Raw genomic sequence first — 22,459 nt, 5'->3', positions numbered from 1 at the left:
CCGTTTCAGCCGAACAGAACCCGGCAGATTTCTTCCAGCAGCCTTGGCTGCGACAGCGGCTTTGACACATGGCCGGCAAAGCCTGATGCCAGATAGCTGTCAACCTGATGCCGCATCGCATTGGCGGTGATGGCGATGGCCGGTGCCCCCCCTGCCCCGCCGGTATCACGGATCGCCTGAAGCGTGGCGATCCCGTCCAGCACCGGCATCGAGATGTCGAGCAGCATCAGGTCAAAGGCACTGTCAACCGCCTGCATCAGCGCCTCGCGCCCGTCGGCGACCATCACGATCTCCATCCCGCTGCGCGCCAACATGGCCAGCAATATCTTGCGGTTGGTGGCATTGTCATCGGCGGCCAACACCTTCAGCCCCGCCAGCCGGTGCAGCGGCAGGTCAGGGCCCGCAAGCGCAGGTCGGACCGGGATCGCGGCCTCTTGCGGTTCAGCAAGCGGCAATGACACCCGGATGCGGGTGCCGAACCCCGGCTGCGACTGGGGCACAATTTCGCCCCCCATCATCAGAACCAGCTTCTTCACGATCGACATGCCCAGCCCTGTGCCGCCAAAGCGCCGGGTCACCGTGGTATCCGCCTGCTGAAAATCCTCGAACATCCGCGCCATCTGGTCCGAGGTCATGCCGATGCCGGTATCCATCACATCGAGCGTCAGCGGCCTGCCGGGCGGGCTGGTCATCAACACGCGGATTTCGCCGGTTTCAGTGAACTTGATCGCATTGCCCAGCAGATTGTGCAGGATCTGCGCGATCCGGTGCGGGTCCCCCAGCCGCAGATTCTGCGTATCCGCGCTGGCCAGAATGGCAAAGCTCAGCCCCTTTTCCTGTGCGCGCAACGAATGCAGCGCTTCTACCCGGGCGACAATATCAGCGGGACGAAAGGCGACCTGTTCCAGTTCCAGCCGCCCGGCGTCGATCTTCGACAGGTCCAGAATGTCATTGATAACGTGCAGCAGCACTTCGCCGGAATCGCGGATCGTGGCGATCATCTGGCGGTGTTCGGGTTCGTGAACCAGACCTTCCAGCAATTCGGCCATGCCCAGCACGCCATTCAGGGGGGTGCGGATCTCGTGGCTCATGTTCGCCAGAAACATGCTCTTGGCTTCGTTCGCGGCCTCGGCGGCCACAAGGGCGCGCTCCAGATCGGCGGTGCGCAGCCGGACTTCATCCTCCAGCGTCCGGGCCTGACGTTCCAATCGCAGATTGGCCTCGTACAAGGCGCGGCTCTTGGCCTCCAGCAACTGCTCGGCCTCTTCCCTCGCCTGCCTTTCCCGATCGTATCTGCGGCGAGACACCGTTTCGGGCGGAGCAGCGGTCATGGCACGGCATACCGGATTTCAAACTCGGCCCGCGCCGCGCCGGGCTGGGAAAGATCGCGCGTGTCAATCGCCGCAGGGCGCCCGAAATGATCGACACAGCCTTCAATCAGCCCCTTGCAAAAGGGCACCAGCGGGCGGCTGGAGCTGTAGGTCATCCGCAGCCCGTCATCACCCAGCCTTTCGGTCTGGAAACTGGGCAACTCGGCATCGGGATAAATCTTGCGCACTTCGACATGCACTTCGCCTTCGATCGCCTCCAGCATGGCCATCACATCGGGCTTGCTTTCGAAGAACGCGGGGTAATGGGTCTTGAAGGTGTTCATCATCCAATGCCCGAACTGGCGCTGCAATTCCTCGCCCGGCACATTGGTGGCCCGGCTGAAGGCCTGCACCAGCGCGACCAGATCGCTGCAGGGATAATCCCCCACCGCCGTAAATGCCCCGCCGGTCAAAAGCGGCGTGTCATCCAGCACCTGATCCACCGCAGCTTCGCCCACGAGCTCTTCTGCCATGCGCAGAAGCTCCACAAATACGATGCCCTTCATGGCGACCCCTTTTCCCATTCTCCGGTTTTGTTCTCGCACCCCAAGGTTAACGAAGTATTGAAATCCAAAGCTTGTCCTTGGTCCGGTCAGCCGTTATCCCGCCCGCCTGCCAGAACCGGAGCCCCGAATGCCGCGTGCATTGACCAATCTTGATGATCTTGTCGAAGCAGACCTGCTGACGCAGGGTTCCGTGCCCGCGCTGGCACCTCTGGCCGAGACATTCCGCATCCGGCTGACGGCGGAAATGGCCGGGGCGGCGGCGGCCTCTGCCGGGGTGGCGCGGCAATTCCTGCCCGATCCCGCCGAGGCGGTGATCGCCGCTGAAGAGCTGACCGATCCGATCGGCGATCACGTCCACAGCCCGGCACCGGGCCTGACCCATCGCTATCCCGACCGGGTGATCCTGGCGGTCACCCAGACATGCGAGGTCTATTGCCGCTTCTGCTTTCGGCGCGAAACGGTTGGCGCAGCGGGGGCGCTGCCGCCCGCCGATCTGGATCGCGCGCTGGACTACATCGCCGCCACACCTGCAGTGCGCGAGGTGATCCTGACCGGGGGCGATCCCCTGTCGCTCAGCCCGCGCCGTTTGGGCGATATCCTTGATCGGCTGGCGGCGATCCCCCATGTCGGGCTGGTGCGGCTGCACAGCCGGGTGCCGGTCGTGGCGCCGGGGCGCATCGACGACGATCTGATCGCGCGGCTGGATATCCGCCCGGCGGTCTGGCTGGTGGTCCATACCAACCATCCCGACGAAATCACCCCCGAGGCGGGACAGGCCCTGCGCCGCCTGTCCCGGGCCGGCATTCCCTTGCTGTCGCAAACCGTGCTGCTGCGCGGGGTGAATGATCGGGTCGAGGTACTGGAGGCAATGATGCGGGCGCTGGTGACTAACCGGGTGAAACCCTATTACCTGCATCATTGCGATCTGGCGCGGGGCACCGGCCATTTTCGCACCACGATTGCCGAAGGTCAGGCCCTGATTTCGGCTTTGCGCGGTCGGGTTTCAGGGATGATGGTGCCAACCTATGTGCTGGATATTCCGGGCGGCCATGGCAAGGCCCCGCTTACGCCTTCGGCCGCCACTCCCGGCCCGGAGGGCTGGCAGGTGCGCGACTGGCAAGGCGGCCAGCACGCCTATACCGATCCCTGAAAGCTGATCCGGAAAGATTGCCCCCCCGACCCTGGGGAGATCGGGGGGGCCAGACCCGGCGGGAGCGTGGTCCCTTCGGATCTGTGACGCAGCCGGAATGCCTGGGCATCCGGCAAACAGAAATCAGCCACCGCCCATGAAAGGCGGCAAGCTGCACAAAAGTTTGTCTGAAAGCCCGCGCGATGGCCCGATTTGCAGGCAAAGCCCCATCTGCACCCGCAAGAACGCGGATCGGGCAGGAACGGGCGGCACCAGCAACAACCGGGCGCAAGGAAAGCGCAGGGTCAACATGCAAACTGTTTGACCTGTTCAGCAACCGCTTGCAATGGGGGGCTGGCACTATGCGCGAAACTTCGGTGAATTTGACAACCCAGACGCAACGTCACACCGCTTTGAACAGGTCAAAGTCCGTGTTTTGCTGAAAAAATCAGCACCATGCCCGGGCCCGATTCAAGACGGTTGCAATCGGCCATCGGGCTGTATTTTGGGTGGCGTTGACATTGCCGGAAACGGGCACAGATTCCCCCCTTTTCTTTCCGGCCCTACCCGTTATAGTCGCGCCCCATGACCACGGGTTTTCATATCGTCTCGCGCGCCTGCGCCCCGGCCACCCGTGGCCTGCTTCTCCTTATTCGCCTCTGAGCGTGCCCTTGGGTGCGACCGCTCGGAGGTGACCAGCACCCATGGATGAAGCAGACAGAGACAACAGGATTTCCGATATGACGACCGAAAACGCCCCTGCAAGCCCTCAGGCCCGTGTGCTGATTTTCGACACTACCCTGCGCGATGGTGAACAATCGCCCGGCGCGACCATGACGCATGACGAAAAGCTGGAAATTGCCGGCCTGCTCGATGAAATGGGCGTGGACATCATCGAAGCGGGCTTCCCCATCGCCAGCGAGGGAGATTTCAACGCCGTATCCGAGATCGCCCGGCGCAGCCGCAACTCCACCATCTGTGGTCTGGCCCGTGCCAATTACAAGGATATCGACCGCTGCTGGGAAGCGGTGAAACATGCGCGGTCGCCACGCATTCACACTTTCATCGGCACCTCGCCGCTGCATCGCGCCATTCCCAATCTGGACATGGACCAGATGGCCGAGCGCATCCACGACACCGTCACCCACGCCCGCAACCTGTGTGACAATGTGCAATGGTCGCCCATGGATGCCACGCGGACCGAACCGGATTACCTGTGCCGGGTGGTGGAAATCGCCATCAAGGCCGGGGCCACCACGATCAACATTCCCGATACCGTGGGCTATACCTACCCGTTCGAAAGCGCGAAGATCATCCGCATGCTGCTGGAGCGCGTGCCGGGGGCCGACAAGATCATCTTCGCCACCCATTGCCATAACGATCTGGGCATGGCGACAGCCAACAGCCTTGCCGCGGTCGAGGCAGGTGCGCGCCAGATCGAATGCACGATCAACGGCCTGGGCGAACGTGCGGGCAATACCGCGCTGGAAGAGGTGGTGATGGCGCTGCGCGTGCGCAATGACATCCTGCCTTACCAGACAGGGATCGACACGACCAAGATCATGCATCTGTCGCGCCGCGTCTCTACCGTGTCGGGCTTTCCGGTGCAGTTCAACAAGGCCATCGTCGGCAAGAACGCCTTCCTGCATGAAAGCGGCATCCATCAGGATGGCGTGCTGAAGAATGTCGAAACCTTCGAAATCATGCGCCCCGAAGATATCGGCCTGACGCAGAAGAACCTGACGATGGGCAAGCATTCGGGCCGCGCGGCCCTGCGCGCCAAGCTGAAGGAACTGGGTTTTGATCTGGCCGACAATCAGCTCAATGATGTCTTCGTGCGGTTCAAGGCCTTGGCCGACCGCAAGAAAGAGGTCTATGACGACGATCTGGTCGCGCTGATGAAGGATCAGGAAACCTCGACCGGCAGCGATACGCTGCAGGTGAAACGCCTGCGCGTGGTCTGCGGCACCGAAGGCCCGCGCGAGGCGGAGCTGACCTTGCTGATCGACGGCGTCGAACATGCGATTGACGCAACCGGCGACGGTCCGGTGGATGCGGCGTTCAATGCGGTGGACATGCTCTATCCGCATCAGGCGGAGCTGCAGCTCTATCAGGTGAATGCCGTGACCGAAGGCACCGATGCGCAGGCCACGGTCAGCGTGCGCATCTCGGAAGACGGGCGCATCGCCACCGGTTCATCTGCCGATACCGATACGGTGGTGGCCAGCGTGAAGGCCTATGTCAACGCGCTGAACCGGCTGATCGAACGGCGCAAGAAATCGGCGCCGGGCGATGATGTGAAGACCGTGGACTATCGCAGCAGCACCTGAGGCTGACCTGCCGCAAGGGCATGACAGGGCGCGGCACAAGCCGCGCCCTTTGTGCATTTTGCCGCCATATCGCAAATTGGTAAATCAGGGCCCGGAAAGGCCACCGTTGACCCCCTGGATGTTCGAAATCTCCAAGCCATTTTTGCACACGCGGAATTGCGCCGCCGCCTTGCCAAGCAGGGTTTCGCTGGCCTTTACCTGTCTTTATATGAAGACGCCCACCTCAGGCTGGCTGAGTCGCGGGCCAAGGGCTTTTTGCAACAAAGGACGCAGTCCACAATGTCACTCACCGGTCTTTTCTCGTCGGATATGGCGATCGACCTCGGCACCGCGAATACGCTTGTCTATATCCGTGGCAAGGGCATCGTGCTGAACGAACCTTCGGTGGTGGCGTATCATGTGAAGGACGGCAAGAAACAGGTTCTGGCCGTTGGCGAAGATGCCAAGCTGATGCTGGGCCGCACCCCCGGCAGCATCGAGGCGATCCGACCGATGCGCGATGGCGTCATTGCCGATTTCGACAGTGCCGAAGAGATGATCAAGCATTTCATCCGCAAGGTCCACAAGCGCACGACGTTCAGCAAGCCGAAGATCATCGTCTGCGTGCCGCATGGCGCGACCCCGGTGGAAAAGCGCGCGATCCGCAATTCGGTTCTGCAGGCGGGTGCGCGCCGCGCGGGCCTGATCGCCGAACCGATTGCGGCGGCCATCGGCGCGGGCATGCCGATCACCGAACCCACCGGCAACATGGTGGTGGATATCGGCGGCGGCACGACCGAGGTGGCCGTGCTGTCCCTGGGCGATATTGTCTATGCCCGTTCGGTGCGGGTGGGCGGCGACCGGATGGATGACGCGATCATCAGCTATCTGCGGCGCCACCAGAACCTGTTGATCGGCGAAAGCACCGCCGAACGGATCAAGACCACCATTGGCACCGCCCGGATGCCCGATGACGGGCGCGGCGCATCGATGGCCATTCGCGGGCGCGATCTGCTGAACGGCGTGCCGAAGGAAACCGAAATCAACCAGGCCCAGGTGGCCGAGGCGCTGGCCGAACCCGTGCAGCAGATCTGCGATGCGGTGATGCAGGCGCTGGAAACCACGCCCCCCGATCTTGCCGCCGATATCGTGGATCGCGGTGTGATGCTGACGGGTGGCGGGGCGCTGCTGGGCGATCTCGATCTGGCGCTGCGCGAGCAGACCGGCCTGTCGATTTCCGTCGCAAATGAATCGCTGAACTGTGTGGCGCTTGGCACCGGCAAGGCGCTGGAATACGAAAAGCAGCTGCGCCACGTCATTGATTACGACAGCTGATCACGCGCGCCTGACGGGGCCCCGCCATGGCAAAGAGCCGAACCTCGCCCGAAGACTACATTGCCCCGATCAGGCGCATCCTGATCGGGATGCTTGTTCTGGCGCTGCTGGTGCTGTTTTTGGTCTGGCGGATCGACAGCCCCCGCGTGGAACGCTTCCGCACCGCGCTGATCGATCAGGTCGCGCCGGGGTTCGATTGGGTCATGCTGCCGGTCGCCAAGGTGGTGGACATGGCGCAGGGCTTTCAAAGCTATACCAAGCTTTATCAGCAGAACCAGGAATTGCGCCAGGAACTGCAGGCCATGCGCCAATGGAAAGAGGCGGCCCTGCGGCTGGAACAGCAGAATGCCAAGTTGCTTGATCTCAATCAGGTGCGGCTTGACCCCAAGCTGACCCATATCACCGGCGTGGTGCTGGCCGATAGCGGAAGCCCGTTCCGGCAATCGGTCTTGCTGAACGTGGGCGCGCGCGATGGCATCCGCGATGGTTGGGCGGCGATGGATGGCATCGGGCTGGTGGGGCGCATCTCGGGCGTGGGAAACAAGACGGCGCGGGTGATCCTGCTGACCGACAGCAACAGCCGTGTGCCTGTTGTGGTGCAGGCCTCGGGGCAGAAGGCCCTGCTGGCAGGCGACAACAGCGCCGCCCCGCCATTGGAATTCATCGACAAGCCCGATCTGGTCCGCCCCGGCGATCAGGTCGTCACATCAGGCGATGGCGGAGTGCTGCCTTCCGGGCTGCTGGTCGGACAGGTGGCGCAGGGGCCGGACCGCAGGCTGCGGGTGATCCTTGCGGCCGATTACGAACGGCTGGAATTCCTGCGGGTGCTGCGCAGCCATGATCTGGAACCGATCACCGATCCGGGCACGCTGGTGGCCCCGCCACTGGCCACGGGTCTGATCGGCCCGCTGCCCGCCCCCAAGGCCGAAGTCGATGCCGAGCCCGCGCCGGGGGATGGCGATGGGTGACCCGCTGCGCCGCGATGTGCTGTTGCATCGGGCGATCTATGTCGCGGTCGCGCTGTTCATGCTGTTTCTGCGGCTACTGCCGCTTGACAGCACGGCGGGCCGCCTGCCCGGCCCTGATATCCTGCTGTGCCTGACGCTGGCCTGGGTGCTGCGGCGGCCCGATTATGTGCCGGTCCTGCTGATTGCCACCGTGGTATTGCTGGAAGACCTGCTGCTGATGCGGCCCCCGGGGCTCTGGACGGCGCTGGTCGTGCTGGGCAGCGAAGTGCTGCGCTCGCGCCTTGCACTGACCCGTGAATTGTCTTTCCTGATGGAATGGCTTTTCATCGCCATGTTGATGCTGGCCATGTTCTTCCTGTACCGTCTGGCCTTTGCGGTGACCGCCCTGCCCCAGCCTGGCTTTGGCTTTGCCATGGCGCAGGTGCTCGCCTCGATTCTGGTCTACCCGCTGGTTGTCGGGCTCAGCCGCATCACATTGGGTGTGCACAAGCCCGGCATGGGCGAATTGGATGACATGGGACGGCGGCTATGAGACGGACCCCGCGCGATACCGAAGAAAGCACACGCGGCGTGCGCCGCCGGGCACTGCTGATGGGCGGGGCGATGGCCGGTTTTGTCGCGGTGCTGGGTGCGCGGATGCGCTATCTGCAGATCGATCAGGCCGACCAGTTCAAGCTGCTGGCCGAGGAAAACCGCATCAACATCCGGCTGATCCCGCCGGCCCGTGGCCTGATCTTCGATCGCAACGGCAAGCTGATCGCGGGCAATGAACAGAATTACCGCATCGTGATCACGCGCGAAGATGCGGGCGATGTGGAACTTGTGCTCAAGCGGCTGTCGCAACTGATCCCGCTGACACAGGACGAAATCGACAAGACGCTGAAGGAGGTCGAGCGGCGATCTTCTTTCGTGCCGATCATCGTGGCCGACCGGCTGAGTTGGGAAGAGTTTTCCAAGATCGCGCTGAACGCCCCCAGCCTGCCGGGCGTCACGCCCGAAGTCGGGCTGAGCCGGGTCTATCCCCGCGACACCGATTTTGCGCATGTCGTGGGCTATGTCGGCCCGGTGTCGGAAAAGGATCTGGAAGGGATCGAAAACCCCGATCCGGTGCTGCAGATCCCCAAGTTCCAGATCGGCAAGATCGGTGTCGAACGCTGGACCGAAGATCTGCTGCGCGGCCGCGCCGGGCAAAAGCGGATCGAGGTGAACCATGTCGGCCGCGTGATGCGCGAACTGGAACGGATCGAAGGCGATCCGGGCAATGACCTGCGCCTGACCATCGACGCCGATATCCAGAACTTTGCCCAGGTCCGGCTGGGCGAGGAAAGCGCCGCCATGGTGGCGATGGATGTCGAAACCGGCGATGTGCTGGCCATTGCCAGCGGCCCGTCCTTCGACCCGAACCTGTTCGTGCGCGGGATCAGCCGCAAGGATTACTCTGTCCTGACCGAAAACGATCACCGGCCGCTTGCGAACAAGACAGTGCAGGGGCTTTATCCCCCCGGATCGACCTTCAAGATGGTCACGGCGCTGGCTGCGCTGCAGGATGGCGTGATCACCCCCGGCACCGGGGTCTATTGCCCCGGGCATTACGAAGTCGGCGGACGGCGCTTTCATTGCTGGAAACGCTCGGGTCATGGCACGGTATCGCTGCATTCGGCGCTGGCAGAAAGCTGCGACGTCTATTTCTATGACATCGCGCTGAAGGTGGGCATCGACAAGATCGCGGAAATGGGCCGGCTGCTGGGCCTGGGGCAGCGCCATGATCTGCCAATGTCCGCCATTGCTGCGGGTGTGATGCCCGACAAGGCCTGGAAACAGGAAAGCTATGGGCAGGAATGGCGGATCGGCGACACGGTCAATGCCTCGATCGGGCAAGGTTATGTGCTGACCTCGCCGCTGCAACTGGCGGTGATGACCGCGCGCATCGCCAGCGGCAAGGCGGTGACGCCCCGGCTGGTGCATGCCATCGGTTCCGAAGTGCAGCCCGCCCCGGAAGCACCGCCTCTGCCGATTGACCCGCAGTATCTGGCCGAAGTGCGGCGTGGGATGTTCGAGGTGATGAACGCCCAACGCGGCACCGCCAAATCTTCGCGCATTGTCGATGAAACCATGCTGATGGCAGGTAAGACCGGCACGGCACAGGTGCGCAACATCGGCACCGCCGAACGCGAATCCGGCGTGCGCAAGAATGAAAGCCTGCCCTGGCGGCTGCGCGACCATGCGCTTTTCGTCTGCTACGCCCCGCATGACAAACCGAAATATGCGGTCGCGGTCGTGGTGGAACATGGTGGCGGCGGTTCGACGGCGGCGGCGCCTCTGGCACGCGATCTGCTTTTGCGCTGCCTGACCGGTGGGATGCCGCCCCTGTCGGCCTATCCGGCTGCCCAGCGGGGCCGGATCGAGACCCAGTTGAAGGAAATGAAGCTGCGCAGCCCCGATAGCCCGATGCCGGGCAAGTCGCGGGCCTGAGGGGATGGCATGAGCTTTCTGGAATACCGCATCAAGACCGCGCCGACCGGGCTGCGCAAGGTGCTGTATCTGAACTGGCCGCTGGTCCTGCTGGTGACGGCTGTCGCCTCGGTCGGGTTTCTGATGCTCTATTCGGTGGCGGGGGGGCGGATCGGGCTTTGGGCCGAGCCGCAGATGAAGCGCTTTGCCGTGGGCATGGTGCTGATGTTCATCGTGGCCTTCGTGCCGATCTGGTTCTGGCGCAGCATGTCGGCGCTGGCCTATGGTGTCGCCTTCGCACTTCTGGTGCTGGTGGAGCTGATGGGCCGCGTCGGCATGGGGGCCCAACGCTGGATCGAACTGGGCCCCATAGTGCTGCAACCCTCCGAGATGATGAAATTCACGCTCGTGATGATGCTGGCCAGCTACTACGACTGGTTGGACCCGAAGAAAGTGTCGCGGCCCTTCTGGGTGTTGCTGCCGGTGCTGATCATCGTGGCGCCGACGGTTCTGGTGTTGATGCAGCCCAACCTTGGCACCTCGATCATGCTGCTGGCGGCGGGCGCTGCGGTGATGTTCTGCGCAGGGGTCAGCTGGTGGTACTTCGCCGGGGTGGCGGGGATTGTCGGTGCGGCGGTCTATGGCGTCTTTGCGCTGCGGGGCACGCCCTGGCAGTTTCTGCATGATTACCAGTATCGCCGGATCGACACATTCCTTGATCCGACCGCTGATCCGCTGGGTGCGGGGTACAACATCATTCAGGCCCAGATTGCCCTGGGGTCGGGCGGTTGGGGCGGCAAGGGGTTCATGCAGGGCACGCAAAGCCGCCTGAACTTTCTGCCCGAAAAGCACACCGACTTCATCTTCACCACATTGGCCGAGGAATTCGGCTTTGTCGGGGCCTTTTCATTGCTGGCGCTTTATGCCGCGATCATTGCTTTCTGCGTCGTGTCAGCCCTGCAGAACCGCGACCGGTTTTCGCAACTTCTGATCCTTGGCGTGGCGGCCAACCTGTTCTTCTACATCGCCGTGAACCTGTCGATGGTCATGGGCATGGCCCCGGTGGTGGGGGTGCCGCTGCCCTTGCTGTCTTATGGCGGGTCGGCCATGCTGGTGTTGCTGGTGGGCTTTGGCCTTGTGCAAAGCGCGCATGTGCATCGCCCCAGATGATGTTGTGCCCCCCGGCCAAAGCCTGCCATGGCAGGTGTGGGAATTGGATAATTGGACCAAGGTAAAGACATGAATGTGGTTCTGTTTGCCGCCGGTGCGGCATTGTGGCCGGAATATGAGGCACCGCTGCGCCGTGCCTTTGCCGAGGCCGGGGTGGCAGCGGATCTGGTGACCGAGGCTGATCCCGCCCGGGTCAGCGCAATCATCTATGCCCCCGGCAGCCCCTTGCAGGATTTCACGCCCTTCACGCGCTGTGGGCTGGTGCAAAACCTCTGGGCCGGGGTGGAGCGTATTGTCGGCAATCCGACCTTGACCCAGCCCCTGTGCCGGATGGTTGATCCAGGCCTGACCGAAGGCATGGTGGAATATGTCACCGGCCATGTGCTGCGCCACCATCTGGGAATGGATCGCCATATCCTGCGCGCGCCGGGATGGGATCAGATCATCCCGCCGCTGGCCCGCGAACGCCGGGTGACCGTGCTCGGGCTGGGCGAATTGGGTCTGGCCTGCGCGCGGGCGCTGCAGGCGCTGAATTTCGATGTGGCGGGCTGGAGCCGCAGCGCCAAGACCGGCCTGCCCTTCCCGGCCGATCATGGCGAGGAAGGGTTGCAGCGGGTTCTGGCGCGGTCTGACATTCTGGTGACCCTGTTGCCGCGCACGGCCGAGACGGAAAACCTGCTGGATGCGCAGCGGCTGGACTGGCTGCCGCGCGGGGCGGTGATCATCAATCCGGGCCGGGGCGCGCTGATCGATGATGCGGCACTGCTGGCGGCGTTGGATCGCGGACAGATTGGCCATGCCACGCTGGATGTCTTTCGGGTGGAACCCCTGCCCGACGATCACCCCTTCCGCCGCCACCCGCGCGTGACGGTCACCCCGCATATTGCAGCCGATACAAGGGCCAGCTCTGCCTCGCGCGTGGTTGCCGAAAATCTGCGGCGCCTGCAGCGGGGCGAACCGCTGCTGCATCGCGTCGATCTGGCGCGCGGCTATTGAAGCGACAGGCCTGCTGCCTTAGATTTCTGCCATCCCCGCATCCTGCGGGGAATGGAGCCTTGATGCCGGAGCTTGTGACCAAGCCCTGAGCCCCGGGTGGAACAGGGGCGGAATGACAGCCTGACGCGTGCTGCGTCGGGTAATCAAGTCATGTCTGCAAGGCACTTCCATGAATATCTCGAAACGTGAACAGCGGGTGCTGCATGCACTCGCGCAGGGCGGGGCCATCCGCCATGAACGTGGCGATTCGCGCCGCATCGACGCCGTCCTTTGCCTGACCCGCGACGGGTTGATCCTGTCCGATTGCACGCTGGACCTGTTCCGGCAGATGAAGCGGCGCGGGCTGATCGCCTCGCAAGGCGGCGGTCCGTATCGGATCACGCTGCGCGGTCGGCAGGCGGTCAGACCACAACCCGACAACCGCTGAAACGGGTGCGGGGCAGATGTTCCGTCTTGCACCTGCCCCGGTTTCACCGGTCTGCCGCCGAAAACCCCGCCCAGACCGACAACCGGTCTGGGGTCCGGGGTGTCATGTCGCGTCTGAGTTTCAAGTGTGGCATGCTCCTGATCGGGCCGATCGCTGCGCTGCTGCATTTAATGCCGTGCTGCATGCCGGGGGTGCGTTGCCCCGCAGGCTTCACCCCGTTGCGGAACCGCGGCCCGTGCGGATCATTGCCGCTACACGGGATGCAACCTTTCCACCCGATCTGCTGCGCAATAAGGTGACCACGCTTGGCCATCCCAACGCGTTTCTTGTGATCCCCGACCATACCCATTGGCTCCATGATGCCGGTCCACAGATTGCCGAACAAGCATGGGTCTGGATGGCGCAGCTTTCATCCGGCACGGGCGCCTTGGACCGCCAGGGCTGTGTGATGGCGCTATTTCGGGCGGCGAAAGAACCGTGACCGGTCATACAGCCCTTCCAGCCGTTTCAGCCGCGCTTCGGTCGCGTCCCATGTCAGGGTCTGGACGGCGGCCAGCAATGTCTCCACCAGAACGGTGATCGACACCATGCTGTCCCAGGCACTGGGGGCCTCGATATGCGCGGCCAGCGTGTGGCGCGCATGCTGTGCGGCCGGGCTGACCCAGCGGTCGGTGATCAGCACCACCTCGGCCCCCTGTTCCACCGCCAGTTCCACCAGTTGCAGCACGGAATTTTCGTAACGGCGGATGTCAAAGACCAGCAGCACATCGCCGGGCTTCATGTCCAGCAGCGCAGGCGGCCAGGTGTTCGACAGGCCCGACAGCAGCGTCACCTCGGGACGGACCACCTTCATCAGGGTCACCAGATATTCAGCCTGCGCATGGGTAATGCGCCCGCCCATGGCAAAGACCGCCCGGCCCGGATCGGCCAGCAGGCGGGCTGCCGCATCAAACTCGGCATGGTCGATCTGGCCCAGCGTGGCCTGCAGATTGGCCACCACCGCATCGGCAAAGCGATTGAGGATATGGGTATCCGGGGCGCTGCCTGTCCAGCGGTCATGCTTGGCGATGGGCGATACCAGCATGGCCTCGACATCCGCGCGCAAGGCGTGCTGGAAATCGGGATAGCCCTTGTAGCCCAGCTTCTGGCACAGGCGCACCACCGTGGGCGTGGACACATCGGCCGCCTTGGCCAGGGCGGTGATCGACCCGAGTGCCGCCACCGGATAGCTGCGCAGGATATGGGTGGCCAATTGCCGTTCGGCGCGCGTCAGATCGGGCAACGCGGCGCGCATCCCGTCTTCGACCGTGACGATTGCGGGTGTCTCCATCGCAGCCCCCTCCCCTTTTGCAATGCCAGACTGGCACGGCTTGGAAAACTTTGTAACAGAAATCTTCCTTAAGAAAAATTCTTGACAGAATGTCGACCTGCGGTGACGCTGAGCGCAACAACAGGGATGACTCGCAGCAATGACTGCCTTGGAACCACAGCCGGACGGGTGCTTTGCGCCCGTCATCGCGGTATCGCAGACCAGAGGGGATCTGATCCTTGTCTGCGAGCACGCATCGAACAGCTTTCCTGCCCCTTGGGGCGATCTCGGACTTGGCCCGGATCAGCGGCAAGCCCATATCGCATGGGACCCGGGCGCACTTGGCCTGATGCAGGCTCTGGCCCGGCGGCTGGACGCCAGCACCATCCATGCCACGGTCAGCCGCTTGATCTATGATTGCAACCGCGCCCCCGACATGCCCGGCGCGATGCCCGCCCGGTCGGAGATCCATGATGTGCCGGGCAATGCAAACCTGTCAGACGCGTCGCGTCTGGCCCGCACCCGCGCGGTGTACCTGCCTTTCCATGCTGCCCTGCATGGCATGATTGCCGAACAGATCGCCCAGGGCCGCCGGCCGACAGTCATCACGATCCACAGCTTTACCCCGGTCTATTTCGGTCAGGCCCGTGCCGTGGAGTTCGGCGTGATCCATGATGCAGATGACCGCCTGGCCTGCGCCATTCTTGCCCTGGCCAAGGCGCAAACCGATCTGATATGCGGGCTGAACGCGCCCTATTCGGCAGCGGATGATGTGACGCATACATTGCGGCTGCAGGCCATCCCTTATGGTCTGGTCAATGCCATGCTGGAGATTCGCAACGACCTGATCTCCACCCCTGCCGCGCAAGAGGCCATGGCCGACCGGCTGGCCCCGGTGCTGGCTGCGGCCCTTGCCCAGATGACGGAGGCCTGAATGCCACGCTGGAGCATCATCTTTGTCCGGCTGGTGGACCGCCTGAATTATGGCGTGGGCCGCTTTGCCATGTATCTGCTGTTCGTTCTGATGGCGATCCTGATGTGGTCCCTCATCTCGAAGAACGTCCTCAACCCGTCGCTCTGGACACTGGAAATGGCCCAGTTCGCGATGGTGGCCTATTACATCCTTGGCGGACCCTATTCGATGCAAATGGGCAGCCATGTCCGGATGGACCTGTTCTATGCCCGTCAGTCGCCGCGTCAGCAGGCGATGTGGGATGCCTTCACCGTTCTGGCGCTTCTGGTTTATCTCGGCGTCATGCTCTGGGGTGCGCTGGATTCCCTTGGCTATTCGCTGGGCCTGAAATGGCCCGAGGGCGCGCTGCTGCCTGAAATCGGGCGGCTGGAACGCAGCCCGACGGCATGGCGCCCCTATCTTTGGCCGATCAAGCTGATCATGTGCATCGGCTTTCTGCTGATGTTGCTGCAATCCGTCGCCTTTCTGATCCGCGACATCGCGACCCTGAAGGGGGAAACCATCTGATGCCGCAGGAGATGATCGCCCTTCTGATGTTTTCCACCATGCTGCTGATGATGATCACGGGGCAGCGGGTGTTCGGCATCATCGGCTTTGTGGCTGTGGTTGCATCGCTCGCGCTCTGGGGCACCGGCGGGCAAAGCCTGGGCTTTTCAGCCGCGATGAAGCTGATGAAATGGTATCCCATGCTGACGCTGCCGATGTTCGTCTTCATGGGCTTTGTCATGAGTGAAACCCGGCTGGCCGAGGATATGTACAAGATGTTCCATGTCTGGTTCGGGCCGATCCCGGGCGGGCTGGCCATTGGAACGATCCTGCTGATGGTGCTGATTTCCGCGATGAACGGTCTGTCGGTGGCAGGCATGGCGATTGGTGCCACCATCGCCCTGCCCGAACTGCTTCGGCGCGGCTATGACAAGCGCATGGTCACCGGGGTCATTCAGGCCGGGTCCAGCCTTGGCATCCTGATCCCGCCATCGGTCGTGCTGGTGCTTTACGCCATGATCGCCCGCGCCCCGGTGTCAGAGCTTTGGCTGGCCGGATTGGTGCCCGGCCTTATCATGGCGGTCCTGTTCATTCTTTACAGCTGGCTGCGCTGCACGCTGCAGCCAGAGCTGGGGCCCGCGCTTGGCGCCGAGGAACGCGCAAAAATCACCTGGGGTGAGCGCATGCGGCTGCTGAGCGCGGGGATCCTGCCACTGTTCATCTTTGCCTCCATGATGATCCCCTTCATCGCCGGACGTACCTCGCTTGTGGAATCGTCGGTGGTAGGTGTCATCGCCACGGTGGCCGCCGCCATCATCACGGGCCGGTTCAACCGCCGGGTCCTCGAAGAAGCCACCCGCAACACGCTGGCCATTTCCTGCATGTTCATGTGGATCATCCTGGCTGCGCTGGCCTTTGGCGCGGTGTTCGACGGGTTGGGTGCGGTGAAAGCCATCGAAGGGCTGTTCGTCGATCAGCTGCACATGGGTCCCTGGACCATCCTGATCCTGATGCAGCTGTCCTTCCTGTTGATGGGCATGTTTCTGGACGATACCGCGATGCTGGTGATCGTGGCCCCGCTGTATGTACCGCTGGTCGCCACGCTGGATCTGGGCATCCCGCAGGGGCAGGTGCTGGTCTGGTATGGGGTGCTTTACACAATGACCTGCCAGATCGCCTATCTGACCCCACCCTTTGGCTATAACCTGTTCCTGATGCGGGCCTTTGCCCCGCCGGAAATCACCATGGCCGACATCTACATCTCGGTCGCGCCTTTCGTCCTGCTGATGGTGCTGTCGCTGGTGATGGTCATGGTGTTCCCTGACATTGCGCTCTGGCTGCCCGGCATCATCTATCCCAAGTAACCCACGATAACCCCTTCAAGAGGCGGAAAAACCGCCCGCCCCAGAAACCGACGGAGGTCAAAATGACAACGAGACGGAAGTTCCTTACCACTGGCGCGCTTGGCGGCGCGGCGGCCCTTGCGGCACCTGCCGTGGTGCAGGCGCAAGCGCCGATCAAATGGCGGATGCAGACCTATGCAGGCGCCGCCTTGGGCGAGCATGTGGTGAAGCCGGCGATCGAGGCGTTCAACCAGATCGCCCAGGGTCAGATGGAGATCGAGCTGTACTATGCAGATCAGCTTGTCCCTACGGGCGAGCTGTTCCAGGCCATGCAGGCTGGCACCATCGATTGCGTGCAATCCGATGATGACAGCATGGCCTCGCCCACCGAGGTCACCACTTTTGGCGGCTATTTTCCGCTCGGCCTGCGCTATTCGCTCGATGTGCCGGCGCTGTTCACCAAATACGGGCTGAAGCAGATCTGGGAAGACGAATACGCCGCCGTCGGCGTGAAACACATCTCCGCCGGGTCGTGGGACCCCTGCCACTTCTCGACCAAAGACCCGATCAACAGCCTGAAAGACCTTGAGGGCAAACGGGTCTTCACCTTCCCCACCGCCGGGCGCTTCCTGTCGCAATTCGGTGTCGTGCCGGTCACCCTGCCTTGGGAAGACATCGAGGTGGCAATGCAGACGGGCGAGCTCGATGGCATCGCCTGGTCGGGCATCACCGAAGTCTATACCGTGGGCTGGTCCAACGTGACCAACTACTTCCTGACGAACAACATCTCCGGCGCCTGGATCGGGCATTTCTTCGCCAATATGGACCGCTGGAACGCCCTGCCCCCGCATCTGCAAAAGCTGCTGGAGGTGTGCTTTGAACAATCGCACTACTACCGCCAGCACTGGTATTGGGCGGGCGAGGCCGATCTGCGCATCAATGGCGGCAAGCTGCAACTGACCACCATCCCGGCCGAGGAATGGAAAACGGTGGAAGATGCCGCCGTGAAATTCTGGGATGAAATCGCCGCCGAAAGCGAAGTGAAGGCCAAGGTCGTCGAGATCATCAAGAAATACAACGACACCATGGTGAAGGCAGGCCCGCCCTACCGCTACTGATCGCCCTTCTGGTCGAGCCGTCCTTGCACGGCTCGACCCCGCAAGATATGATCAAATTCCGGCCACCTTGGCCGAAGGGAGAAAAAGGATGAACCCGGTCACGCGCCCCAACTGCTGGCCCCGCAAGCCCGAATTCGGCGGCGGATGCGCCCTTTTGTGCGCCTGAACCCTTCCCCCTTTTTCCAGACCAGAGGTCCCCATGCCCGCCAATCTCACCTTCGACACCCTGAAAGCCGCCGTTGCCAGCGGTGAAATCGACACCGTCGCCGTCTGCCTTGTCGATATGCAGGGCCGCCTGATGGGCAAGCGCTTTGTCGCGCAGCATTTCATCGACGGCGCCCATGACGAGACGCATTGCTGCAACTACCTGCTCGCCACCGATATGGAGATGTATACCGTCCCCGGTTACACCAGCACCTCCTGGGCGGCGGGTTACGGCGATTACGTCATGAAACCCGATCTTTCGACCCTGCGCCGCCTGCCCTGGGCGCCGGGCACCGCCATGGTGCTGTGCGATGTGCTTGATCACCACACCCATCAGCCCGTGCCGCATTCGCCCCGCGCCATCCTGAAACGTCAGGTCGAACGCGCCAAGGCCCTTGGCTTTGACGCAATGATGGCCACGGAGCTTGAATTCTTCCTGTTCGACGAAACCTTCGCCGACCTGTTCGACCGCGGCCACCCGCTGCCCACCCCCAAGGCGCGGCACAATGTCGATTACTCGATCTGGGGTACCACGGCGGATGAGCCGATCATGCGCGACATCCGCAACCAGCTTTGGGCGGCGGGCATCCCGATCGAATGTTCCAAGGGCGAGGCCGATGCCGGGCAAGAGGAGGTGAATGCCAAATATTCCGACGCGCTCGACACCTCGGATATGCACAGCATCATCAAGCTGGCCTGCAAGCAGATCGCGCATAAACACGGCGCCTCGGTCACCTTCATGGCCAAGTATGACCACCGCAAGGCGGGCAGCAGCAGCCATATCCACCAGTCGCTCTGGAAGGACGGCCAGCCCGCCTTCCTCGACGCCGCCGATCCGCATGGCATGAGCGCGCTGATGAAACACTATATGGCAGGCCAGCTCGCCCATGCCGAGGAGATTACCTATTTCCTCGCGCCCTACGTCAACAGCTACAAACGCTTTGTCGTGGGCATGTTCGCCCCCACCAAGGCCGTCTGGTCCTGTGACAACCGCACCGCAGGCTTCCGCGTCTGCGGCGAAGGCACCAAGGGCATCCGCGTCGAATGCCGCATCGGCGGGGCTGATCTGAACCCCTACCTCGCCTGCGCCGCCCTGCTGGCGGCGGGCCTTGCCGGGATCGAAGGCCAGATGGCGCTGGAGCCCGAGATGAAGGGCGACATGTATGGCGCGGCGGGCGTGCGCGAGATTCCCAAAACCCTTGGCGCCGCCGCCGCCGCCCTCAACCGCTCTGCCATGCTGCGCGCGGCCTTAGGCGATGCGGTGGTGGATCACTATGTTCACGCTGCCGAATGGGAGATCGCCGAGCAGAACCGCGTCGTCACCGATTGGGAACGCCAGCGCGGCTTTGATCGGGCCTGATGGCATGGACACCGCGCCGATCCAAAGCATCGACCATGTGGTGCTGACCGTCCGCGACCCGGAGGCCAGTGCCCAGTTCTATGCCCGCGTGCTGGGCATGGCGGTCGAACGCTTCGGCGCGGGCCGTCTTGCCCTGCGCTTCGGCAGCCAGAAGATCAACCTGCACCCGCTGGGCATGGAAACGCGCAACCATGCCTGCATCGGCTCCGGCGATCTGTGCCTGATCACCACCTGGGATCTGGGCCGCATGGCCGCGCGTCTGGCCGCCGAAGGTGTAACCGTGATCGAAGGCCCGGTCGCCCGCACTGGCGCCACCGGCCCGATCACTTCGATCTATTTCAACGACCCGGACGGCAATCTCATCGAGATCAGCCGCTATGGGCAAGACTGATGCAAGCGCGCGGGTCTTCCGCGCATGTGAGGACATGATGACGAAGACAATCCAACTCATCTCGCCGGTGGACGGCTCGGTCTGGCTGGAACGCACCCCCGTCAGCCGCGACGAGGCCTTTGCCGCCGCTGCCCGCGCCAAGGCCGCCCAGAAGGGCTGGGCCGCGCGCCCCCTGGCCGAACGCATCGCGCTGGTGAAGGCCGGTGTCGCCAAGCTCTTGGAAGACAAGGAAGAACTGGTGGCCGAACTGGCGTGGCAAATGGGCCGCCCCACCCGCTTTGGCGGCGAATGGGGCCCGCTCAATGCGCGGGTGGATTATATGTCGGCCATTGCCGAGAAGACACTCGCCCCCGAAATGGTCGAAGATGGCGAGACCTTCACCCGCTATCTGGCGCGCGAACCCGTGGGCGTGATCTTCATCATCGCGCCCTGGAACTACCCGTTCATCACCACGATCAACACTTTGGTGCCCGGCCTGATCGCGGGCAACACGGTGATGCTGAAACATTCCAGCCAGACCCTCAAGGTGGGCGAGCGTCTGGCCGCCGCTTTCCACGCCGCGGGCGTGCCTGAAGACGTTTTCCAGAATATTGTTCTGGATCACCCGACGACCGAGGCGCTGATCGCCGCGCGCTCCTTCGGCTTTGTGAACTTCACCGGCTCTGTCGGCGGGGGCGCCGCCATCGAGAAGGCCGCCGCTGGCACCTTCACCGGCACCGGGCTGGAACTGGGCGGCAAAGACCCCGGCTATGTCCGCCATGATGCCGATCTGGATGCGGCGGTGGACAGCCTGATGGATGGCGCGATGTATAATGCCGGGCAATGCTGCTGCGGCATCGAGCGCGTCTATGTCCATGAATCGCTCTATGATGCCTTCGTCGAAAAGGCGGTGAAATGGGTGAACGGGCTGAAACTCGGCAATCCGTTTGACGCGGAAACCACCCTCGGGCCGATGGCAAATGCGCGTTTCGCCGCCGTGGTGCGGGCGCAAATCGCCGAGGCCGTGGCCGCTGGCGCCAAACCGCTGATCGACCCCGCCAACTTCCCCGCCGATGATGGCGGCGCTTATCTCGCCCCGCAAGTGCTTGTGAATGTGGATCATTCCATGCGGGTGATGATGGAGGAATCCTTCGGCCCGGTCGTCGGCATCATGAAGGTTTCGGGCGATGACGAAGCCATCAAACTGATGAACGACTCGCCCTATGGCCTCACCGCCTCGATCTGGACCGCCGACGCCGAAGCCGCCGCCGCCATCGGCGCGCAGATCGAAACCGGCACCATCTTCATGAACCGCTGCGATTATCTGGACCCGGCTCTGTGCTGGACCGGCTGCAAGGATACCGGGCGCGGCGGCTCGCTTTCCTATCTCGGCTTCCATTCGGTTACCCGGCCGAAATCCTACCATCTGAAAAAGGTGACGAAATGACCCATAACGTTCCGAACCGGAACTGGTCCTACCCCACCGCGATCAAATTCGGCGTGGGCCGCATCGCGGAACTGGCGGATCAATGCAAGGCCGCAGGCATCGCAAAGCCCCTGCTGGTGACCGACAAGGCGCTGGCCTCGCTGCCGATCACCGCGCAAGCCCTTGATATTCTTGAGGCTGCGGACCTGGGCCGTGCGGTGTTCTCGGAAGTAGACCCGAACCCGAACGAACAGAACATGCAGGACGGGATCAAAGTGTATCGCGCGGGCGGCCATGATGGCGTCATCGCCTTTGGCGGCGGCTCAGGGCTCGATCTGGGCAAGATGATCGCGCTCATGGCGCATCAGCGCGACGGGCTTTCGGTCTGGGATCTGGAAGATATCGACGACTGGTATACCCGGGCGGACGCCGACAAGATCGCCCCTGTGATTGCGGTGCCCACCACCGCAGGCACCGGCTCCGAGGTGGGCCGCGCAGGCGTGCTGACCAACAGCGTGACCCACAAAAAGAAAATCATTTTTCATCCGAAACTGATGCCCGTGGTCACGATCTGCGACCCCGCCCTCACCGTCGGCATGCCCCGCTTCATCACCGCCGGCACCGGCATGGACGCGCTGGCCCATTGCCTCGAGGCCTATTGCAGCCCGTTCTATCACCCGATGAGCCAGGGCATCGCGCTTGAAGGCATGCGGCTGGTCTTCGAAAATCTGCCGCAAGTCTATGATAATCCTAATGATCTTGACGCCCGCGCCCATATGATGAGCGCGGCCGCCATGGGTGCCGTGGCCTTCCAGAAGGGGTTGGGCGCCATTCACTCGCTCTCGCACCCGATTGGGGCGGTCTATAACACCCATCACGGCACCACCAACGCTGTGGTCATGCCGATGGTGCTGGCGTTTAACCGCAGTGCGATCGAAGACCGGATCGAAAAGGCCGCCGCCTATCTGGGCATCGCGGGCGGATTCGACGGCTTCTGCGCCGCCATCATGGACCTGCGCGCCAAGCTCGGCATCCCGGCCCATCTGACCGCCATGGGCGTCGAGGCCTCGCGTCTGGACGAGCTGACGGAGATGGCGCTGGAAGACCCGTCTTGCGGCGGCAACCCCATCGAGATGACGCGCGAAAACACCCGTGCGCTTTTTGCATCTTGCATGTAAGGTCTTGAAAAAGGGGGCGTGTCGCCCCCTT

General features: G+C 63.0%; 21 protein-coding genes. 18 read left to right on the top strand and 3 right to left on the bottom strand.

The window, feature by feature from the left end:
• Positions 1 to 5 precede the first annotated feature (5 nt).
• Both V6590_RS03290 and V6590_RS03285 read right to left on the bottom strand, forming a co-directional pair.
• Positions 6 to 1,331, bottom strand: a complete 1,326-nt coding sequence (locus V6590_RS03290; protein ID WP_335419509.1) for an ATP-binding protein — start codon at positions 1,329 to 1,331, stop codon at positions 6 to 8.
• Positions 1,328 to 1,876: a heme NO-binding domain-containing protein gene (locus V6590_RS03285; protein ID WP_335419507.1), complete on the bottom strand. Its 549-nt coding sequence runs from the start codon at positions 1,874 to 1,876 to the stop codon at positions 1,328 to 1,330. The genes V6590_RS03290 and V6590_RS03285 overlap by 4 nt, the downstream gene beginning before the upstream one ends.
• A 127-nt stretch (positions 1,877 to 2,003) precedes the next feature.
• On the opposite strand from V6590_RS03285, the gene V6590_RS03280 reads away from it, so the two are divergent.
• From V6590_RS03280 to V6590_RS03235, 10 genes are all read left to right on the top strand, one after another.
• Entirely contained in the window at positions 2,004 to 3,026 is a 1,023-nt protein-coding gene (locus V6590_RS03280) for a lysine-2,3-aminomutase-like protein (protein WP_335419504.1), read from the top strand.
• Positions 3,027 to 3,745: 719 nt separating this feature from the next.
• The gene (locus V6590_RS03275) at positions 3,746 to 5,335 is read left to right on the top strand and encodes a 2-isopropylmalate synthase (protein ID WP_335419500.1); all 1,590 of its coding nucleotides are present in this window, start codon (positions 3,746 to 3,748) and stop codon (positions 5,333 to 5,335) included.
• 279 nt (positions 5,336 to 5,614) lie between these two features.
• The gene (locus V6590_RS03270) at positions 5,615 to 6,649 is read left to right on the top strand and encodes a rod shape-determining protein (protein WP_335419497.1); all 1,035 of its coding nucleotides are present in this window, start codon (positions 5,615 to 5,617) and stop codon (positions 6,647 to 6,649) included.
• Between the two features lie 26 nt (positions 6,650 to 6,675).
• Positions 6,676 to 7,617, top strand: a complete 942-nt coding sequence (gene mreC / locus V6590_RS03265) for a rod shape-determining protein MreC (protein WP_335419494.1) — start codon at positions 6,676 to 6,678, stop codon at positions 7,615 to 7,617.
• A complete protein-coding gene (locus tag V6590_RS03260; RefSeq protein WP_335419493.1) occupies positions 7,610 to 8,149 on the top strand; it encodes a rod shape-determining protein MreD in 540 nt (179 codons plus the stop codon). The genes mreC and V6590_RS03260 overlap by 8 nt, the downstream gene beginning before the upstream one ends.
• Complete coding sequence (gene mrdA / locus V6590_RS03255; RefSeq protein WP_335419490.1) at positions 8,146 to 10,089, top strand: penicillin-binding protein 2; 1,944 nt, start codon at positions 8,146 to 8,148, stop codon at positions 10,087 to 10,089. The genes V6590_RS03260 and mrdA overlap by 4 nt, the downstream gene beginning before the upstream one ends.
• Before the next feature lie 9 nt (positions 10,090 to 10,098).
• Entirely contained in the window at positions 10,099 to 11,238 is a 1,140-nt protein-coding gene (gene rodA / locus V6590_RS03250; protein WP_335419487.1) for a rod shape-determining protein RodA, read from the top strand.
• A gap of 69 nt (positions 11,239 to 11,307) precedes the next feature.
• Positions 11,308 to 12,234, top strand: a complete 927-nt coding sequence (locus V6590_RS03245; RefSeq protein ID WP_335419484.1) for a 2-hydroxyacid dehydrogenase — start codon at positions 11,308 to 11,310, stop codon at positions 12,232 to 12,234.
• Between the two features lie 169 nt (positions 12,235 to 12,403).
• Entirely contained in the window at positions 12,404 to 12,661 is a 258-nt protein-coding gene (locus V6590_RS03240; protein WP_335419481.1) for a YjhX family toxin, read from the top strand.
• A gap of 235 nt (positions 12,662 to 12,896) precedes the next feature.
• On the top strand, positions 12,897 to 13,142 hold the full coding sequence (locus V6590_RS03235) for a hypothetical protein (RefSeq protein ID WP_335419478.1): 246 nt from the start codon (positions 12,897 to 12,899) through the stop codon (positions 13,140 to 13,142).
• On the opposite strand, the gene V6590_RS03230 is transcribed toward V6590_RS03235, so the two are convergent.
• Positions 13,116 to 13,991: a MurR/RpiR family transcriptional regulator gene (locus V6590_RS03230; RefSeq protein ID WP_335419475.1), complete on the bottom strand. Its 876-nt coding sequence runs from the start codon at positions 13,989 to 13,991 to the stop codon at positions 13,116 to 13,118. The genes V6590_RS03235 and V6590_RS03230 overlap by 27 nt on opposite strands.
• A 139-nt stretch (positions 13,992 to 14,130) precedes the next feature.
• On the opposite strand from V6590_RS03230, the gene V6590_RS03225 reads away from it, so the two are divergent.
• The 8 genes from V6590_RS03225 (at position 14,131) to V6590_RS03190 (ending at position 22,428) form a co-directional block, all read left to right on the top strand.
• Positions 14,131 to 14,904: an N-formylglutamate amidohydrolase gene (locus V6590_RS03225; protein ID WP_335419472.1), complete on the top strand. Its 774-nt coding sequence runs from the start codon at positions 14,131 to 14,133 to the stop codon at positions 14,902 to 14,904.
• A complete protein-coding gene (locus V6590_RS03220; RefSeq protein ID WP_335419469.1) occupies positions 14,905 to 15,450 on the top strand; it encodes a TRAP transporter small permease subunit in 546 nt (181 codons plus the stop codon).
• On the top strand, positions 15,450 to 16,793 hold the full coding sequence (locus V6590_RS03215) for a TRAP transporter large permease (RefSeq protein WP_335419466.1): 1,344 nt from the start codon (positions 15,450 to 15,452) through the stop codon (positions 16,791 to 16,793). Before V6590_RS03220 ends, V6590_RS03215 begins: the two co-directional genes overlap by 1 nt.
• Positions 16,794 to 16,855: 62 nt before the next feature.
• Complete coding sequence (locus tag V6590_RS03210; protein ID WP_335419463.1) at positions 16,856 to 17,890, top strand: TRAP transporter substrate-binding protein; 1,035 nt, start codon at positions 16,856 to 16,858, stop codon at positions 17,888 to 17,890.
• 199 nt (positions 17,891 to 18,089) lie between these two features.
• Complete coding sequence (locus tag V6590_RS03205) at positions 18,090 to 19,454, top strand: glutamine synthetase family protein (protein WP_335419459.1); 1,365 nt, start codon at positions 18,090 to 18,092, stop codon at positions 19,452 to 19,454.
• A 4-nt stretch (positions 19,455 to 19,458) separates the two neighbouring features.
• Positions 19,459 to 19,845, top strand: a complete 387-nt coding sequence (locus V6590_RS03200; RefSeq protein ID WP_335419456.1) for a VOC family protein — start codon at positions 19,459 to 19,461, stop codon at positions 19,843 to 19,845.
• A 37-nt stretch (positions 19,846 to 19,882) separates the two neighbouring features.
• Positions 19,883 to 21,271 (top strand): aldehyde dehydrogenase family protein, encoded by a 1,389-nt coding sequence (locus tag V6590_RS03195; protein WP_335419452.1) that lies wholly within the window; start codon positions 19,883 to 19,885, stop codon positions 21,269 to 21,271.
• Entirely contained in the window at positions 21,268 to 22,428 is a 1,161-nt protein-coding gene (locus tag V6590_RS03190) for an iron-containing alcohol dehydrogenase (protein ID WP_335419450.1), read from the top strand. Before V6590_RS03195 ends, V6590_RS03190 begins: the two co-directional genes overlap by 4 nt.
• Positions 22,429 to 22,459 lie beyond the last annotated feature (31 nt).

It is taken from the genome of Gemmobacter denitrificans (assembly GCF_036964905.1).
GTDB lineage: Bacteria > Pseudomonadota > Alphaproteobacteria > Rhodobacterales > Rhodobacteraceae > Gemmobacter > Gemmobacter denitrificans.
This window is presented reverse-complemented; position numbering and strand designations above follow the sequence as displayed.

Excerpts from the sequence above, each read along its gene's own strand:
- V6590_RS03260 (WP_335419493.1), top strand. The coding sequence starts at position 7,610 with ATGGGTGACCCGCTGCGCCGCGATGTGCTGTTGCATCGGGCGATCTAT.
- mreC (WP_335419494.1), top strand. The coding sequence starts at position 6,676 with ATGGCAAAGAGCCGAACCTCGCCCGAAGACTACATTGCCCCGATCAGG.
- V6590_RS03245 (WP_335419484.1), top strand. The coding sequence starts at position 11,308 with ATGAATGTGGTTCTGTTTGCCGCCGGTGCGGCATTGTGGCCGGAATAT.
- rodA (WP_335419487.1), top strand. The coding sequence starts at position 10,099 with ATGAGCTTTCTGGAATACCGCATCAAGACCGCGCCGACCGGGCTGCGC.
- V6590_RS03210 (WP_335419463.1), top strand. The coding sequence starts at position 16,856 with ATGACAACGAGACGGAAGTTCCTTACCACTGGCGCGCTTGGCGGCGCG.
- V6590_RS03290 (WP_335419509.1), bottom strand. The coding sequence starts at position 1,331 with ATGACCGCTGCTCCGCCCGAAACGGTGTCTCGCCGCAGATACGATCGG.
- V6590_RS03230 (WP_335419475.1), bottom strand. The coding sequence starts at position 13,991 with ATGGAGACACCCGCAATCGTCACGGTCGAAGACGGGATGCGCGCCGCG.
- V6590_RS03215 (WP_335419466.1), top strand. The coding sequence starts at position 15,450 with ATGCCGCAGGAGATGATCGCCCTTCTGATGTTTTCCACCATGCTGCTG.
- V6590_RS03200 (WP_335419456.1), top strand. The coding sequence starts at position 19,459 with ATGGACACCGCGCCGATCCAAAGCATCGACCATGTGGTGCTGACCGTC.
- V6590_RS03275 (WP_335419500.1), top strand. The coding sequence starts at position 3,746 with ATGACGACCGAAAACGCCCCTGCAAGCCCTCAGGCCCGTGTGCTGATT.
- V6590_RS03280 (WP_335419504.1), top strand. The coding sequence starts at position 2,004 with ATGCCGCGTGCATTGACCAATCTTGATGATCTTGTCGAAGCAGACCTG.
- V6590_RS03220 (WP_335419469.1), top strand. The coding sequence starts at position 14,905 with ATGCCACGCTGGAGCATCATCTTTGTCCGGCTGGTGGACCGCCTGAAT.
- V6590_RS03190 (WP_335419450.1), top strand. The coding sequence starts at position 21,268 with ATGACCCATAACGTTCCGAACCGGAACTGGTCCTACCCCACCGCGATC.
- V6590_RS03240 (WP_335419481.1), top strand. The coding sequence starts at position 12,404 with ATGAATATCTCGAAACGTGAACAGCGGGTGCTGCATGCACTCGCGCAG.
- V6590_RS03270 (WP_335419497.1), top strand. The coding sequence starts at position 5,615 with ATGTCACTCACCGGTCTTTTCTCGTCGGATATGGCGATCGACCTCGGC.
- mrdA (WP_335419490.1), top strand. The coding sequence starts at position 8,146 with ATGAGACGGACCCCGCGCGATACCGAAGAAAGCACACGCGGCGTGCGC.
- V6590_RS03205 (WP_335419459.1), top strand. The coding sequence starts at position 18,090 with ATGCCCGCCAATCTCACCTTCGACACCCTGAAAGCCGCCGTTGCCAGC.
- V6590_RS03285 (WP_335419507.1), bottom strand. The coding sequence starts at position 1,876 with ATGAAGGGCATCGTATTTGTGGAGCTTCTGCGCATGGCAGAAGAGCTC.
- V6590_RS03195 (WP_335419452.1), top strand. The coding sequence starts at position 19,883 with ATGACGAAGACAATCCAACTCATCTCGCCGGTGGACGGCTCGGTCTGG.
- V6590_RS03225 (WP_335419472.1), top strand. The coding sequence starts at position 14,131 with ATGACTGCCTTGGAACCACAGCCGGACGGGTGCTTTGCGCCCGTCATC.